The 16,370-nt window shown below is 63.3% G+C and carries 12 protein-coding genes; 8 read left to right on the top strand and 4 right to left on the bottom strand.

Going from position 1 to position 16,370, the window contains the following annotated elements; translation table 11 throughout:
* Together EU800_RS26740 and xrtD are read left to right on the top strand one after the other, a co-directional pair.
* The coding region (locus tag EU800_RS26740; RefSeq protein ID WP_207209867.1) for a glycosyltransferase family 2 protein at positions 1-1,162 on the top strand (1,162 nt) is incomplete at its 5' end.
* Between the two features lie 115 nt (positions 1,163-1,277).
* A complete protein-coding gene (gene xrtD / locus EU800_RS07090) occupies positions 1,278-2,885 on the top strand; it encodes a VPLPA-CTERM-specific exosortase XrtD (protein WP_129629991.1) in 1,608 nt (535 codons plus the stop codon).
* 146 nt (positions 2,886-3,031) lie between these two features.
* On the opposite strand, the gene EU800_RS07085 is transcribed toward xrtD, so the two are convergent.
* Positions 3,032-4,387 carry an oligosaccharide flippase family protein gene (locus tag EU800_RS07085; RefSeq protein ID WP_129629989.1) on the bottom strand — a complete coding sequence of 452 codons (1,356 nt, stop codon included), beginning with the start codon at positions 4,385-4,387 and terminating at the stop codon, positions 3,032-3,034.
* Positions 4,388-4,600: 213 nt separating this feature from the next.
* Between EU800_RS07085 and EU800_RS07080 the strand changes: the two genes are divergently transcribed.
* The gene (locus tag EU800_RS07080) at positions 4,601-5,593 is read left to right on the top strand and encodes a sulfotransferase domain-containing protein (RefSeq protein WP_165354583.1); all 993 of its coding nucleotides are present in this window, start codon (positions 4,601-4,603) and stop codon (positions 5,591-5,593) included.
* A 108-nt stretch (positions 5,594-5,701) separates the two neighbouring features.
* Here EU800_RS07080 and EU800_RS07075 read toward each other — a convergent pair whose 3' ends face one another.
* The 3 genes from EU800_RS07075 to EU800_RS07065 all read right to left on the bottom strand — a co-directional run bounded on the left by EU800_RS07075 (position 5,702) and on the right by EU800_RS07065 (position 10,246).
* A complete protein-coding gene (locus EU800_RS07075; protein WP_165354582.1) occupies positions 5,702-6,730 on the bottom strand; it encodes a glycosyltransferase family 2 protein in 1,029 nt (342 codons plus the stop codon).
* A gap of 284 nt (positions 6,731-7,014) precedes the next feature.
* The gene (locus tag EU800_RS07070) at positions 7,015-9,507 is read right to left on the bottom strand and encodes a tetratricopeptide repeat protein (protein ID WP_129629983.1); all 2,493 of its coding nucleotides are present in this window, start codon (positions 9,505-9,507) and stop codon (positions 7,015-7,017) included.
* Positions 9,508-9,559: 52 nt separating this feature from the next.
* Complete coding sequence (locus tag EU800_RS07065) at positions 9,560-10,246, bottom strand: sugar transferase (protein WP_129629981.1); 687 nt, start codon at positions 10,244-10,246, stop codon at positions 9,560-9,562.
* 335 nt (positions 10,247-10,581) lie between these two features.
* Between EU800_RS07065 and EU800_RS07060 the strand changes: the two genes are divergently transcribed.
* From EU800_RS07060 to EU800_RS07040, 5 genes are all read left to right on the top strand, one after another.
* Positions 10,582-11,430 (top strand): ExeA family protein, encoded by an 849-nt coding sequence (locus tag EU800_RS07060; protein ID WP_129629979.1) that lies wholly within the window; start codon positions 10,582-10,584, stop codon positions 11,428-11,430.
* Entirely contained in the window at positions 11,431-13,014 is a 1,584-nt protein-coding gene (locus EU800_RS07055; RefSeq protein WP_129629977.1) for a hypothetical protein, read from the top strand. It abuts the gene before it with no gap.
* A 20-nt stretch (positions 13,015-13,034) separates the two neighbouring features.
* Positions 13,035-13,892, top strand: coding sequence for a CpsD/CapB family tyrosine-protein kinase (locus EU800_RS07050; RefSeq protein WP_129629975.1), 858 nt, complete (start codon positions 13,035-13,037; stop codon positions 13,890-13,892).
* 11 nt (positions 13,893-13,903) lie between these two features.
* Positions 13,904-14,731 carry a WecB/TagA/CpsF family glycosyltransferase gene (locus EU800_RS07045; protein ID WP_242500428.1) on the top strand — a complete coding sequence of 276 codons (828 nt, stop codon included), beginning with the start codon at positions 13,904-13,906 and terminating at the stop codon, positions 14,729-14,731.
* A gap of 61 nt (positions 14,732-14,792) precedes the next feature.
* The gene (locus EU800_RS07040) at positions 14,793-16,346 is read left to right on the top strand and encodes a hypothetical protein (RefSeq protein ID WP_129629973.1); all 1,554 of its coding nucleotides are present in this window, start codon (positions 14,793-14,795) and stop codon (positions 16,344-16,346) included.
* Positions 16,347-16,370 lie beyond the last annotated feature (24 nt).

Genomic DNA, 16,370 nt, shown 5'->3' with positions numbered 1-16,370 from the left:
ATCGCTGTATTGCTGCTCGGATGGCGTGCGTGGTCGTGGCGCTGCCGTGACGTACCTGTCCCATAGGGCTTCCTTCCATTCCAGCGAATGGATCGCACCATCAAACCGTGGGATCAAACACCTAGGCTCTTGGGGAGTAAGGTTTTTGCAAGTCGTATTCGGCATTTTTGCCCACGATGAAGAACGCAACTTGTCGTACCTGCTCGACGATCTGCAGGTGCAAGACATCCTTGTTGCACCCGACATAAAGGTTGAAATTCATGTGCTTGCCAACGGATGCTTCGACAGAACATTCGAGTTCGCGAGCAGACACGAACTCGCGGAAATACTCAGCGCACAATTCCTGGTTCACGACCTCAGCGAGAGCGGCAAGAGCCGGACTTGGAACCGTTTTGTGCATGAGATCGCGCCACCGACGGCTGATATGCTGGGTTTCCTCGACGCCGACATCCGGATTTCCGATCCGGGACATCTATCTGGGCTGGTGCGCCAGTTAGTGGCGCGCCCGGACCTGAAGGCCTTCGTCAGCCACCCCGTGCCCGACGCCAGTGGCGCAACGACGATGATCGCACGCGCAATTCTACGGGGCTCGGGCAGCTCCGGGAACTGGAGGCGGTCGATCTGCGGACAATGTTATCTGATGCCGGGCCCGATTGCGCGGGACATGCATCTGCCGCTGGGATTGCCGGTCGAGGACGGCTTCTTGAGCGCAATGCTGAGAACCGATTGCATGGAGAACCTGCCGGGAACACAGCCGATCGACGGCGATCCGGAGATCTCCCACGTGTTCGAACCGGAACGGACATTGCGCGGATTCCTCCGTCACCAGATGCGCATCATCATCGGCGGAGCCCTCAACGCAGCGCTCTTCACGTCGCTGCGCGAAGCGCCGGATGGCTACCGACGGCAGATCCTGGCCAAGGCATCCGAGGATTCGGGATGGGTCGGACAACAGCTCAAGAGTCAGCTTCCACGGCGCTGGTATGGCTGGGTTCCGCCCCATTTTCTTTTCAAGCGGACCCGCAACATGCTTGCAAATCTGCACCGACCGAGGGATTTCCTGAGAATTCCCCGCATCGTGGCGTATTTCGGCCTCGATCTTCTCGTCTATCTCAGGGCGCAGCTTCGGATGGCGCTCGGAACAGGGGCGAATTTCTGGTAACGTCGGGCTCACGAAAATCCGACTTCATATTAGGATACAAACCGTGTTCACTTGTCGCCGTTGGATGCGCCGAAGCCTCGGACGCCGGAAATGACCAGATTGTTCAGAAAAAAAAATGACTGATACCAATTCCACATCACCGTCTTCCGCCGCCCTGTCGGCCTATCTGACTCCGGGCACCGCGGTGTTCGCGGTCGCTGTCGTCGCCGCGGCGTGGTTCTTCATGCCCGGCTTCGTGACTCTTTTCGAAGCGTGGCAGACACCGGAATACAGCCACGGCCCGCTGATCCCGGTGATCTCCTTCGCGCTATTCCTGCGCCACCTGCGAGACGTTCCGGTGGTCGAGGGCCCGATCCCGATGCGCTGGCCCGGGGTTCTGGTCGTCACGTTGGCCGTGATCGCGGGGACGGCCGGACGGCTTGCGCACATCGGCGACATCGTCGCCTATTCGTTCATCCTCTGGACCGGCGGGCTGCTGCTGATTTCCTTCGGTTGGGCGCAAGGCTGGAAATTCTGGCCCTCAGTCCTGCACCTCGTCTACATGCTGCCGCTGCCGGGCGTGCTCTACTACAAGCTCTCCGCCTTCCTGCAACTGATCTCGTCCGAACTCGGCGTGTCGATCCTGCGCGTCTTCGGCGTCTCGGTGTTCCTCGAAGGCAACATCATCGACCTTGGGGATCTTCAGCTCCATGTCGCCGAGGCCTGCTCGGGCCTCCGTTACCTCTTCCCGATCCTCTCTTTCTCTTATGTCTTCGCGATCCTCTACACCGGCCCCAAATGGCACAAGGCGGTTCTGCTGCTGGCCGCCGCGCCGATCACGGTGATGATGAACGCGGTGCGGATCGCCATTGCCGGCGTGATCGTGCAGTATTGGGGCGTCTCCTATGTCGAGGGGTTCACCCATTTCTTCGAGGGCTGGGTGATCTTTCTCGCCTCTGTCGTACTGCTCTTCATCCTCGCGCGCATCCTGATGCTTCTGCAGTTCCGTCGCGAGGGCATGAAGCGCGAGGCGCTCGACCTCGACATGGACGGTTGCCTGCCGCAAATCTCGCGCATCCGGTTCATCTGGCCCTCGGCCGCGCTGATGCTCGCCGCCGCGCTGCCGCTCGCCGGTGCGATCGCCCTGACCACGATGCCCGAACGCGGCACGAGTGAAATCGACCGCACCCCGTTCGCGCTGTTCCCGCGCCAGTTGGGCGAATGGCGGGCCGGAATCCCCACCGTCCTCACTCCAAGCGTCGAACGCACTCTGGGTGCGGACGATTACCACGGGATCGACCTTATCCGGCCAGGCGAAGCGACGTCGGTGAACTTCTTCTCCGCCTGGTATGCAGACCAGTCCGCCGGCGGCGTCCACTCGCCGGAAATCTGCCTGCCCGGCGCCGGCTGGGAGATCGCCGCGCTCGACCGGATCGACATCGCGGACGAGATCGGCTGGCCTGAGCCCTTCAACATCAACCGTGCAGTGATCCAGAAGGGCATGGTGCGCCAGCTCGTCTATTACTGGTTCGACCAGAAGGGCCGCAAAGTCGCTTGGGATTTCGCCGCCAAGGCGTGGTTGGTGGTCGACGGCGTGCGGACCGGTCGCACAGACGGTGCTCTCGTCCGTCTGACGACCGTGATCCTGCCGGATGAAAGCGAGGCGGACGCGGAGGTACGTCTGCGGGCGGTGCTCGAAGAGGTTCTGCCGATAATGCCGAAGTTCATCCCCGTCGCTGAGTGACGGACGCATCATCCGAGAAGCGGCGCCGTGGTGGTCTGCTCTTAGGCCGCGGCGGCTATTCCGACGACTGCGCGTGACCGAGAATCCGCGACCGCGCGAGTCAACAGAGTGAGATGTCGGTCCGGTATGACAGTGGGACCGGCCGGTCAGTTGAAGACGGACTGAACCGTCTCCACATGCCAGGCGCAGATTGCCGACGCCGCAATCAGCCCGAGCGCGGTCAGGCCAATGTCCTGGAGCGGGTCCCAGCATTCGTAGCGTCGCGCATAGGATACGCGAAGCGGGTGAGCGAGGATGCAGGCGAGGCCGGGAGCGAGGATAGCGCCGGCCACGCCGAAGCTTCGGACTCCGAAATAGAGGATCAGGATCTGCAGTGCAGATACCAGGAGCTGAATCTGGAGCATGCGCCGCGTATCCCCCAACGCAACAAGCATTTGCCCCGTGGTGGTCAGGGTCACTTGCGGGATGATTGCCAGCGCGAACAGAACCATCATCCCGCCGGCCGCCTGGTACCTCGCATCATAGAGCAACCCGATCAGCCAGGGGCCCACAGCCGCCAAGAGCAAGCTCACACCGACCATCACGGCAGCGACAAGCCGGCGCGCCCGAAAGATCCGTGACCGGTTATGGGCGCTCTCCGACATCGGTTTCATCCGGTAGAGCGGGAATATCACCCGCGACTGCAGGGCGGACGCGAAGTCGCGCGGCATCATCGCCATGAAAAGTCCGATATTGTAGATGCCGAGATCCGCCATCGAGACATGGAGGCCGAGGACCGCGCGATCGCTCTGGCGGATCAGGAAGGCCGCAATGCTGCCGAGGAAGATATACTTGCCGAAATGAAACAGGCTGCCGAGCGCCGGGCGCTCAAGCCGCAGCCGGTTGCGGGCGCCCGGCAGCAGGAGCCAGTATGCGGCGACGGCGAGGAGGCTCCGAAAGATCCCGGCAATCACCAACGCCCAGACCGAATGCAGCAGGAAGGCGAGGACGCAGGCCACGATGATCTGGGCAAGGGAGACGGCGAGGTTGATCAGGGTGATCCGGCCGAGTTGCAGGTGCCGGGCAGCGGTGACGACGGCCATCGGGCGGAAGGCCTGGATGACCAGCGACAGTCCCATCCACGGCATCATCTCCGCCAGGACCGGCTCGGAATAGGCGTGTGCTACAGGGCCGGCGAGGAGCCAGGTGGCAAGCCAGAGCAGAAACCCGCGCAGGATCGTCACCGTCCAGGCGGTGTCGAGATAGTCGGGATCATCGCCACGCGCGTTCTGGATGATCGCCTGCTGCATGCCGGTATCCGAGAACATCTGCAGCCCGGCAAGAAAGATCTGCACCACCGCCATGAGACCGAACGCCTCCGGAAACAGCAGTCGCGTGAGGATCAGGTTGGAGGCAAGACGCAGGAGGTTTCCGCCGCCGAAATCCACACTGGTCCAGAAGGATCCGCGCATCGCGAGTGCGGCGGGATTCGAGCCGGTGAATGGGCGCAGAAGTCTCTTCACGTCAGGATCCCGAGATCTGGGGCGTCACGGCGCATGCCGGCCCGGCCGGAATGGCGCAACGAGATCCATCAGGCAAGGGAATTGCCTTTTGCGGACGGCAGCAAGGTCGGGCCATGTCACAATGCTCCCGGCCGGAAAGAATTTGGTAACCACTTTCCCGCTAGCCTCGCCACCGGAACGGGCCCGGAGCGGCATCGGAGCGGAACCATCGGCATGCACATCCCCGATTTTTTCATCATCGGCGCCGCCAAGGCCGGGACCACCTCGCTTACATCGCAGCTCAAGGCCTGCCCCTCTGTCTTCATGACCACGCCGAAAGAACCGGAGTTCTTTGCCCGGGACGACCTTTTTGCCGCGGGGCCGGGCTGGTATTCGGCGTTGTTCGAGGCCGCTCGACCCAACCAGGTCACCGGCGAGAGCTCCACACTTTACTCGTTGGCCGGTCCTTTCCCAAAGGCGGCCGCGCGCATTGTCACGACCGCGCCGGAGGCACGTATTATCTACATGCTGCGCCATCCGGTGGCTCGGACCTTCTCGATGTACCAGGAAGTCCTGAAACACTACCAGAATGACAGTGGCACGGCCGAGATCAATCGGAGCTTCGAGGAGTTCCTGTTCCCGGACCGCTTTCCCAACCGGGCGCCGCGCGAGAAGGTCATCGCGCGGTTTGACAGCCATTACCCGGACGATCCCGACCTGTTGCTCGACGGAAGCGACTATGCCCGGCAGGCCGAGGAATACATCGCGCGGTTTCCGCGCCGGTCGATCCACTTCATCCTCTTCGAGGACTACGTGCGGAACCGGGAGCGCCATCTTGCGGACGTGCTCGCCTTTCTCGGCGTCGATCCGGCGGAGGCCGCCGTCGTGACCACGCAGGAGATACGCAACACCTCGCGCAACCACTTCCTCCGGTCCCTTGACGACCAGCGGATGGCCGGCCTCTCCCGCCGCTTCGTTCCACCGGCGGTGAAGGATGCACTGCCCGTCGCGTGGCGCGCAGGGTTGCGCCGTGGCTTGCTGTCGGCCCTGCACCTGATCGATTCCGGGTCCGGCGCGCCGGCGCCGATGCATCCGGACACGCGGGACTGGCTGACGGATCGCTTCGCGCCACACTACGAGGAGATCGAACGTCTTACCGGTCTCGATCTCACAGTTTGGCGCCAGATCGACTCCGCCTGGCGCAACCGCCGGACATACGCCGCCTGAGCGCAAGAGCGGCCGGCTGCATGGCACAACCATTATCCATTTCCGCTCGCACGGGGCCCCGGCGATGTGCCTGTCAATCGCGTGTCGCGCCGGGGCTAGCACCTGCCACTAGACTCCGAGCATCTGCCGCGCCGGACTGGACACCCAGAGGAATCCGTCGCGGATCAGGTCTTGCAAGGTCGGGTCATGCCGGATTCCTGGAAAGGTGAGCCGCATCTTCGGATTGCGCGCAAGCGCCGCGAGCCGCAGATCTCCTTCCGAATGCGACAAGCGCTTCTCGACCTGCCGCCGCCGCTCGCGCTCGAGATAGCCGCCGGCGAACTTGTAGTGCTGGAGCAACGCTGTGAAATCGGCGCAATGCAGGCCCATCGTGACATGCGGATGCATCATCGGCACGACGCCGCGGCCGGGCCGGTAGAGGACATGTTTGCTCAGGCAGCAATCTTCCGAGAAGAGCGTACGGCGCAATCCGCCGAACATGAAGGCAAGATGCGGGTCAGCGACGCTGTTCTGCGACAGGAACCAGTGCAGCGGCGTTTCCTCGGAATGGTAGGGATAAGCGCTGATATTCTCGAGGCTGTAGTTGCGGAAGACCCTGCGGGCCTCGGCAAAGGAGAGTGTATCGACCTCCTCGAGAGGGCAGTCGGGCACCATCTCCAGCATCTGCGCAACCACCCCGGTCTGTCCACGCCCGGCCAGCCGGCGCACCAGCCCCGGCAGGTCAATCCGGTCGTCGCCGGGATAGCGCAGGATTTCGTCGGCATCGACCGCCAGCCGCCAGCCACCCTCGGCGTAGCGGGTCGCTGCATGCATACGCATGTAGCGCTGGTAGTCGCGGAAGTTCAGCGTATTGCTGAGGATGATGACATCGTCATACTTCGCCATCATGCCAATGGATCCGTCGTCAGACCCGTAGTCCATGTAGACCAGGTATTTCATCCCGATGGCGCGGTAATGCGCCATGAACTCGGGAATGTAGTAGGAGATGTTGCGGCCCAGCAGGACGCCGCAAACCTCGTCATCCGCGAGCTGGAATTTCTTCGGGCCGCTGACATGCAGCGTTGCGAGTTGGCTGCGAAGGGTCTTTGCGTGGTGCTCGAGACGGGTTCTGATTCGTCGTGGCGCGAGGGCGGACATCCGTGGGCGCATCCCGTTGGTCCCGTTCTTGCCATCGGCGCGTCGACCGTGGCGTTGTCGTCTCCTCATTTGCGGCCGCGACCGGGCCGCACACCGTCACCCCGCGGGAAGTTTCATCAAGAAAGGATTGATAAATTGTTACCCGCGGCCGGGGGCCGCGGGCATCCAGAAATCGGAAGGGCGGGACACCCAAGAGCGGAGGGGGGGCCGTGCCAAGACACGGCCGTTCATTGCGTGTTTTCAGGTCCGCTTTCTCCGCCCGGGACTCGGACCGGAGAGTCGCGCTACTGACTGTCGGTGGCGGCCGATCCGGAGTCTTCTCCGGCAGGCGCCGCTTCCAGTCGCGCAATAGCCGCTGTCACGGCCTCGAGGTCTTCGGGCGACAGCAGGTCGCCAGCTTTCTCCTCGGCTTGGCGGTAGTAATCGAGCGCCTCCTGGTTTCGCCCGAGTTGGTCGAGCGTCGCGGCGTAGTGGTAGAGGATCACCGGGTGATCCGGTATGCCTTCCACCGCGAAGCGCAAATGCTCCTCGCCCTCGTCCAGGCGCCCGAGACGGGTGGCAATCCAACCATAGGTGTCGCGCATCGCGGCGTTCGAGGAGTCCTGCAGGCGCCGGCCAATCCGGTAGGCACGCTCCATCGCCTCCGGTTCGCTGCGGTACATCGACAGCAAGCTCGCGAGATTGTTGGCCACCAGTTCGGACGAGGAGTTGCGGTCGTACAGCGTCTCGTAGATCGCGATCGCTCCGTCGATATCGCCCTTCCTCTCAAGCTCGCCCGCCCGTGAGAACATCAGGTTGGCGCTCTCGGGAATCGCCTCAAGCGCGCGGTCGAGCACCTCGGCGGCCGCTTCGCTGTTGCCCTGCACGAGGTTGAGCCGGTAGAGCGCCATCCAGACCTGCTCTGCCTGCGGCAGTTCTTCGAGGATTGCCTCCATCTCCGTCTCGGCTTCCTCGAACTGCCCGTTCGTTGCCTTCAGGGCGGCGGAGAGGAACTGCAACATTGGCAGATCGGGATTCTCGGCGATTGCCGCGTCAAGTTCCGTGCGCGCCTCGTCAAGTTCGCCCCGTGCGGCATGCGTCCGGATGAGAGCAATCTTCGCTGCAAGGCCGGTGTTCTCGCTCTGGGACAACTCGCTGAGAAAACCCATCAACTCCGCGTCGCGCTCCTGCCCGGCCAGAATCTGCGCCTTCAGCGAGTTCTTTGCAGCCTCGGCCTGGGCATTCTCGCCGCCATTGGAGAGGATACCAAGCGAGTCGGCGACCTGTTCCGCACGCGGCCAGTCGGCCAGTGCGACATAGACCTGGCCGAGCGCGGCATAGAGCGCGAAATCGTCCCGATGCAAGCGCAGCGCTTCAATCAGGACATCCTCGGCCGGACGGTAGCGTTCCTCCTGAAGCAGCAACTGCGCGTAGCGCAGCGATTCCCCCGGCGCCGAGCCAGATGCCTCGACCGCCAAAGACAGCATCTCGCGCTGTTGTGCGGAGTCGCCGGCCCGCTCATGCGCGGCGGCCATCAGGGTCATGATCTGGGGATCGCGCGGGCTCTCGCGCAGGGCCGCGCGAAGGTCGACAATGGCCTCCTCGACCTCGTCATCCTCGATCCGCCAGGCGCCACGCATCTTCAACCCCGCGACATTGCCGGGATCGCTCTCGAGCACCGTCGCGACCAGTTCCTTCGCCGCCGGCGTGTCCCCGGTCAAAGCCTTCATCCGCGCCAGGTCCACCCGGATATCGTTGGCGATCTCGCTCGCAGCCTCTTCTTCGGAGAAGCCAACCAGCACCGATTCGAGCTCCGCTACGGCGTTCTCCCGGTCACCGTTGCGGAACATGAGGCTGGCCAGCATCCCGCGATAGGTCACGACATTCTCGTCCCCCATCGCGGCGAGACGTTCCAGCTCGGCCTGCGCGGCCTCGAATCCGCTGGTCTCGTCGACGAACTGTATAAGCTGGCTCTGGCGTTCGAGATTTTCTGGCGCTTCGTCGGCCCTCTGCCGCAGATAGGCTTCGGCGGCGTCGAAATCCTGCAACCCGACATACCAGCGCACGAGCACCAGTGGCAGATCTTCCTTTTCGGGATAGCGCGCAACCATGTCCTCGAGCTGGGCCGTGACGTCTTCGGTCCGGCCGAGCTGCTCCAGCACGCCAAGCCGCATCTGGTAGAGTTCATAGCGGTCCGGGTCGATCTCGATTCCCGCATCGATCAGCGGCAGCGCCTCAAGCCAGTCCTCGGACCGCAGGCGGCTGTCGATCGACACGCGGCGGGCAAAAATGCGGCTCGGATCCGTCTCGATGATCGCATCCGCTTCCGCCGCGGCCGCCTCGCGCGCCTCGCGGTCCTCGGCCACGACGGCGTCGCGATATGCCATGCTCACCTGAAGCGCCGCAACCGCCGGAGTGTCGCCGAGAATCTCGGCAGCGCGGCCGGTATGACGTTCGACGGAGTTCCAGTCGCCGACTTCCATCGCCAACTCTGCAAGCGCGAGCTGGCCCTCGCCGTTCTGCGGGAAGTCCTCGACGAGCTTTCGGTAATGCGAGATCGCGCGCGGGATGTCGCCCTCTTCACGGCGCAGCTGCGCCAGCATCTGGCGCGCCTGCTCGTGTTCGGGCATCAACTGCAGAGCGTTTCGCATCTCGAGAATGGCCCGCGTCGTGTCTCCTTCCTGGAGAAGCTCCATGGCGGCCTGGAAATGCTCTTCGGCGCGGTCCTCGGAGCTGTCACAGCCGCTGAGGAACAGCGTCGCCGCGATAAGCGCGGCGGCAGTCAGTCGTTTGGTCACGAAAACCCTCTCGCGTTCTTCGACCGGAAATCGGCCGCTATCCTGCCAAACCTTACAGGCCCGTGCAGCGCAGCACCACCGTCACCGTTCTGACAAGAATGCGAAGATCGTTCGAAAACGACATTTCGCGAACGTAGACGGCGTCGAAGATCGCTCGAGCGGTAAACGCGCTCTCGTGACGGTCCGAGACTTGCCAGGGTCCCGAGATGCCGGGGCGTACGAGATAATAGGTCCGTCCGGGATAGAGCGGGCCCTGTTCCACCGTCATCGGGCGCGGCCCGACAAGAGACATGTCGCCGGTGAGAACGTTCCACATCTGCGGCAGTTCGTCGAGCGACGTACGGCGAAGGATGTTTCCCACACGCGTGATGCGCGGATCGTTGCGGAGCTTCTGGTTGGTCTCCCATTCGACCCGCGCCTCGGGGTTCTCGGCCAGATAGGCCTCTAGCCGCTCTTCCGCATTCTCCACCATTGTGCGCAGTTTGAGCAGCGGGAACACCCGGCCATCCTTGCCAAGCCGCTTCTGCACGAAGAACACCGACCCTCCTTCAAGCCGGATCGCAAAAGCGGCCGCAAGAACGAGAGCGAGGATGAACGGAGAGAAAATCAGGATGAGTGAAACGTCCAGCGCCCGCTTGCCGTAACGCGTGTAGATGGATTGTGGCGGAATCGTGTCGGCGGTCAGTGCTACCGCGTCTTTGGGCGAAAAATCGCCAGAGAATTCAGATATATAGGTCATAATCACGGAAAACCCGATAAGATGTTACTGCGAAATTCTGATCACCGAACTAAAGATACCAAGTGCCACGGTGAACACCATAGTTTTTTAGGACAATATTAACCAAACATCAACTTTTTCCGGCCCGAACTGCCGCGTTCCTGTTCACGCTTTCTTGATAATGCCTCCGTTCTGACCTGTTTAGGACCGGTTGAATGCCGGATAAGACATGAAATCGCCAAGATGCACGCTTTTGTAAGAACCGATGAATTCAAGCAGGCAGTGGGCGAGTCTTCGCCGTGGCCCCTGTCGCGTCCGCAGCGAGGCCCATGCGAGATGACGGAGGCACATTATTGATGTCGCAAGACATGTATGCAGGGTTCTTTGGCCTCTCTAAGCGGCCGTTCACCCTCGTACCCGATCCCGAGTTCCTGTTCTGGTCCCCGCAACACCGCCGTGCCTTTGCGGTGCTCGAATTCGGCGTGATGTCGCGCGCGCCGATCACGCTGATCACCGGTGCTGTCGGCGCGGGCAAGACGACCCTCCTGCACTCGTTGCTCAGCCGGATCACCTCGGAGCTGCGGGTCGGGCTGATTTCCAACGCCCAGGGCGACCGGGGCGAGCTGCTGCAATGGGCCATGAACTCGCTCGGCATGGAGCTCCGGGACGGCGAGAGCTATGTCCAGATGTTCAACCGCCTGCAGGAACAGTTGGTGGCCGATTACGCCGCCGGCCGCCGCGTCGTGCTGATCTTCGACGAGGCGCAGAACCTCTCGAAGCGTGGGCTCGAAGAGCTGCGCATGTTCACCAACATCAACTCCAACCAGGACGAACTCGTGCAGCTCATCCTGGTCGGTCAACCGGAGCTGCGCGACCTGATCAGGTCGCCAGACATGCGCCAGTTGGCGCAGCGCGTGGCGGCGAATTTCCATCTCGAGGCGCTCGACCAGGAATCTACAGTCGAATGCATCGCTCACCGGCTGAAACTGGCCGGTGGCACCGGCGGCGAGATTGCGCCGGAGGCCGCGGCGCTTGTCTTTGAAGCAACGGAAGGTGTGCCCCGTCTCATCAACCAGCTCTGCGACCTTGCCATGCTGTATGCGTGGAGCGACAACCAGACGGTGGTGACGAAGCAGGTCGTGCAGCGGGTGCTTGACGATGGTGTGTTCTTTGGCGGTGGTGTCCGGGAAGGTGAGACGATCTGAATGTCCGAACTGAAGTATTACTTCGCCCGTTTTCTGCGACGCCTGCACTGGTTCCTGGTGGTCTCGGTGGCAATCTCTGCCGTCGCAGTAACTGTGGCGATGACCTTGCCGCCGGCCTATGAGAGCGAGGTGCGGCTGATCGTTGAATCCGAGCAGATTCCCAATGAGCTGGCGCGATCGACCGTCTCGACCTCGGCAACCGAGCAACTACAGATCATCGAACAGCGCCTGATGACACGGGAAAACCTGCTCGATATCGCCGAGCAGGTCTATTTCGTCCGTGGCCAGCAGGACATGAACGCGGACGAGATTGTTCAGGCGATGCGCGCCCAGACCCGTATCCGGCAATCCTCGGGGCGCAACATGGCGACGGTGATGTCGATCCAGTTCGAGGCGCCGGTCGCACGGTCGACGGCGGCAGTCCTCAACGCCTATCTGTCGCTGATCCTCGAACAGGCGGCCGAGTTCCGGACCGCGCGCGCGGTGACGACGCAAGAGTTCTTCGAGCAGCAGGTGGATCGGCTGAACGGAGATCTCCAGGCCAAGAGCGCGGAGATCCTCGAATTCAAGAACGCCAATTCCGATGCGCTGCCGGAGACTTTGCAATTCCGGATGTCGGAGCTGTCGCGGCTGCAATCCGACATGAGCCGCGCGGCCGCCAAGGCCGAGGATCTGCGCGCTCAGCGCCAGCGAATGAAACGCCTGGTCGAGATCCAGACCCAGATGCGGGCAGAGGGCAATCTGCCAACGGCGGAGCTTACGGAGCGTCAAAAACGGCTCGCCTCGCTGCGCGACCAGCTGGTGGAGGCAAGGGCGATCTACTCGGACGAGAGCCGCCAGGTGCGGCACCTCCAGTCGCTGATCGGTCAGTTGGAAGCCCAGGAGTCCCCCGAAGGAACGGAGAGCGACACCTCGACCGAGGCAGCGGACGCTCCACCCACGGATTTCGAAGAGATCGTCGCGGGAGATCCTTTGCTGGCCTTGCAGGTCTCCGAGCTGGACAGCCAGATCGCCGCCGCGACGGCCGAAAAGGAGGACCTCGAGAGCCAGATCGCCGAACTGCGCGACACGATTGACCGCACGCCCCCCAATGCTATCGCGCTCGAGGCGCTTGAGCGGGACTACGACAACCTCCAGATCGAGTACAACAATGCCGTTGCCAACCTGAGCGCCGCCAATACCGGGGAACGGATCGAATTCATGTCGCGCGGGCAGCGAATCCTCGTGATCGAACCGCCTTCAGTGCCGAACGAACCCACCAAGCCGAACCGCAAGAAGCTTGCTGTCGCAGGCGTTGGCGCCGGTGTCCTCGCGGGTCTGGCGCTTGTCTATCTGCTTGAGGTTCTCAACCGTACGCCGCGGCGTCCGGAAGACATCGTCGCCCGGTTCGAGGTGATGCCCATCGCGACGATCCCCTATGTGCGCACGCGCAGGCAGATGGTTGTGGACAGGGCGATCAAGCTGCTCGTGATTCTCTCGATCCTGGTCGGGATACCGGCCGCGATCTGGGCGATTCACGAGTATTACATGCCGCTGGACCTCATTGCCGACAAGGTGATGACCCGGCTCGGCGTGCGCTGGTAGACGCGGGAAGGAAGCACGGCATGGACAGGTTGCAACAGGCCATCGAGAAAGCGCGCGAGCAACGCGCCGCGGCGTTGCGGGGCAACCCGACGGCCGGTCCGCTGGCCGAGGACGGCACCCGGCCACAACCGGCTGCCGCGCCCGAGGAGCTTCCGCGGGGCGGGCCTTGGGCAGAACTCACGCCGGTGGACCTCAGCGCCCGGCAGCTGCGCAACAACCGCCTGATGGCCTCGAAGGCTGGCACGACCGCGGTGCCGTTCGACCTGCTGCGCACGCGTATGCTGCATCAGGCACGTCAAAACAACTGGCGCAATATCGGCATCGTCTCGCCCACCGCCGAGTGCGGCAAAACCACCGCGGCGGCCAATCTTGCCTTCGCCTTTTCGCGGCAGCCGGAAGTGCGCATGGTGCTGATGGATTTCGACCTGCGCCGGCCGCGCTTAGCCGCGATGATGGGTCAGAAGGTCGAGCATTCCATGCAGGACGTTCTGTTGGGCCAGGTGAGCTTTGCTGAGCACGCTCGGCGGCTCGGCGACAACGTCTGCATCGGCTTCAACAGGGGCGCGGCCGAGTCACCCTCGGAGCTTCTGCAAAGCACCCGAACGGAAAAGAAGCTGGACGAAATCACGGAGCAGTTCGCCCCTGACCTGATGCTTTTCGACCTTCCACCGATGATGTCCACGGACGACAATTTCGGCTTTCTGGGACGAGTCGACGCGGCCCTTCTGATCGTTGCGGCCGAGCACTCCACCACGGAGCATATCGACGTCGCCCTCCGCCAGCTCGGCGAATTGACGACCGTGATGGGGATCGTGCTGAACAAGTGTCGGCATGTCGGCGGCGCCTATGGCTACGACAGCAAATACTACAATTCCTGATTCACGCGCAGATGACCGTAGAGCCAATGCAGAAGCCCGGCGTGGAGGAGGAAAGTGGCGCAACGCTCCGGATTCCGCTTGGCGGGAACGCGGCGCTCGATGTTCCCCTGACCCATGACTCGTCTTCTTCACTGATGGCCGATCTCGAGGCCCGGCTGGCCGGGGCGCGCGGCTTCGCCTGCGCGACGGTCAATCTTGACCATGTCGTGAAGTTGCGCGGTGACGCCGTGTTTCGCGAAGCCTACGCCCGTCACAGCCATGTCGTTGCCGATGGAAATCCCATTGTCTGGATGTCGCGTCTGGCTGGGCACCCCGTCGGGCTGGTTCCGGGTTCCGAACTGGTCGGGCCGGTGGCTGCGATGGCAGCGCGCCGCGGTTGGCCGATCGGCCTCTTCGGCGCCAGCGAAGAAAGTCTTGCGGCCGCGGCGTCCGAACTCGAGTCGCGCCATGCCGGTCTCGTCGTCTCCGACCGCATTGCCCCACCCTACGGCTTCGACCCATCCGGCCGCGAGGCGGATGCCTTCATCGAAAGAATGGCACAGGCGCCCGCCCGCCTCTGGCTGCTGGCGCTCGGCGCTCCGAAGCAGGAGATCTTCGCCTCCCGCGCCTGGGCCCGCCTGCCCGATCGCGGCTTCCTCTCGGTTGGCGCGGGACTCGATTTCATCGGAGGCCGGCAGGTCCGCGCACCGCGCCTTGTGCGAGCGCTTGCGCTCGAATGGGCCTGGCGCATGGTCGGCAACCCTGCGCGGCTCGGCCCGCGCTATGCGCGCTGCGCCTTCGCGCTGCCGGGTCTGACCGGCGCCGCGCTGGCACAACGTCGCGAAAGGGGGAAGACCTGACCGGGCGCGCCGTTGCATTGTGCAACCCGGCGCCTATGCTTCCCGGCGTGAGGTCGACGTGATGCCGAACGCATTTGCCTATGTCATGATCTTCGCCTGGCCGGTTTTTTCGCTTGCCGCCTTCCGTCGGCTCCCGCTGCCTGCCGGCATATCCGCAGCAATCCTCGGCGCGCTCCTGCTGCTGCCGGAGCAGCCAGTCATCGACTTGCCGATGCTGCCAGCCTACGACAAGGCGCTGGCAGGAATGGTGGCGGCTTTTCTGCTGATCCGGCATGCCACGACCGTTCGCGGTGGCCACAGATCCGGAGCCGGCGAGGCGGCCTCCCTTTCCGGCTGGCTGCCGCGCGAAACATGGGTGCGGATCTGTTTCCTGGGAATTTTCTGCGGATCGGCCATCACGGTCATTCTCAACGACGAACCGTTGGTCTACGGCACGACGGTGCTCCCTGGCCTGACCTATTACGACGTCCTCTCGGCCCTTCTCACCCAAGGGGTCCTGCTCCTTCCCTTCCTGATTGCCCGGAAGTACCTCGCCTCGCCACAGGCGCAACGGTATCTCCTGACAGCTTTCGTGATCGCCGCCTTGATCTATGCCTTCCCGGCGCTCTGGGAGGTTCGGATGTCGCCCCAGCTCAACAGACAGATCTACGGCTTCTTTCCGCATTCCTGGATCCAGCACATTCGGCAGGGCGGTTTCCGTCCGCTGGTCTTCATGAACCATGGCCTGCAACTGTCGCTCTTCCTTTCGCTCGCCTTCCTCGGTGCACTCGCCTGGGCACGCAGCGCATCCCAGGATCGAAAGGCCCGCCTCTATGCCATCGCCGGCTTCCTCTTCGTCACGCTGGTCCTGAGCAAGTCTCTGGGCGCGCTCGCCGTCGCCGTCCTGCTCGGGCCGGTCGTGGTCTTGGCGCCGGGACGGATGCAGATGCTGGCCGCCGCCGGCATCGCCGCAATAACCCTGACTTATCCTGTGCTGCGCGGAAACCAGCTGGTTCCGGTCGAGAGCGTCGTCTCCTTCGCGGCACAGATCAGCACCGATCGCGCCGGCTCCCTCGAATACCGCCTGAACCAGGAGGACATCATGCTCGAGAAGGCGCGGCAAAAGCCCGTCTTCGGGTGGGGGTCCTGGGGACGCTGGCGGGTCTTCGACGAGGCCGGGCGGGACATCACCGTGTCCGACGGCGCCTGGGCGATCCTCTTCGGAACTGGCGGCTGGGTTCTCTATCTCTCGACCTTCGGCTTGTTCTGCCTGCCGATCCTGCTGCTCGCCAGGCGTGCCTTGCGCGAACCACCCGACGCGGTGACCTGCGCCCTTTCGATCATGCTGGCTGCCAACATGATCGACCTCATTCCGAATTCCGGCCTGTTGTCCTTCACATGGCTGATGGCCGGCGCCTTGACCGGGCGACTGGAGCTGGCCCGCGTGGCGGCGCCGGAAGCGGCAAAGGCAACACCCGACCCCGTTCGCGGCACACACGCGGGACCTGTGCCGGCGAGTCCTTTCCGTCCGCCGTCACCCGGCCCGGCGCGGGCCGCACAGGACCACAAGGGATCCCTCTTCGCACCACGGCTGCACAGCGCAAAAGGCCGGCCGGGGCAGCCAAGGCGCGGATAGGTTCCCTCCCGAAACGGTCCCGAG

Origin of the sequence: Tropicimonas sp. IMCC6043 (assembly GCF_004146235.1) — a bacterium.
Classification (GTDB): domain Bacteria; phylum Pseudomonadota; class Alphaproteobacteria; order Rhodobacterales; family Rhodobacteraceae; genus Tropicimonas.
The sequence above is the reverse complement of the archived record's forward strand: the minus strand, read 5'-3'. Positions and strand labels throughout refer to the sequence as shown.

Coding starts and splice junctions, on each gene's coding strand:
- xrtD (WP_129629991.1), top strand. CDS start 1,278: ATGACTGATACCAATTCCACATCACCGTCTTCCGCCGCCCTGTCGGCC.
- EU800_RS07080 (WP_165354583.1), top strand. CDS start 4,601: ATGCACATCCCCGATTTTTTCATCATCGGCGCCGCCAAGGCCGGGACC.
- EU800_RS07075 (WP_165354582.1), bottom strand. CDS start 6,730: ATGTCCGCCCTCGCGCCACGACGAATCAGAACCCGTCTCGAGCACCAC.
- EU800_RS07065 (WP_129629981.1), bottom strand. CDS start 10,246: ATGACCTATATATCTGAATTCTCTGGCGATTTTTCGCCCAAAGACGCG.
- EU800_RS07060 (WP_129629979.1), top strand. CDS start 10,582: ATGTCGCAAGACATGTATGCAGGGTTCTTTGGCCTCTCTAAGCGGCCG.
- EU800_RS07055 (WP_129629977.1), top strand. CDS start 11,431: ATGTCCGAACTGAAGTATTACTTCGCCCGTTTTCTGCGACGCCTGCAC.
- EU800_RS07050 (WP_129629975.1), top strand. CDS start 13,035: ATGGACAGGTTGCAACAGGCCATCGAGAAAGCGCGCGAGCAACGCGCC.
- EU800_RS07045 (WP_242500428.1), top strand. CDS start 13,904: ATGACCGTAGAGCCAATGCAGAAGCCCGGCGTGGAGGAGGAAAGTGGC.
- EU800_RS07040 (WP_129629973.1), top strand. CDS start 14,793: ATGCCGAACGCATTTGCCTATGTCATGATCTTCGCCTGGCCGGTTTTT.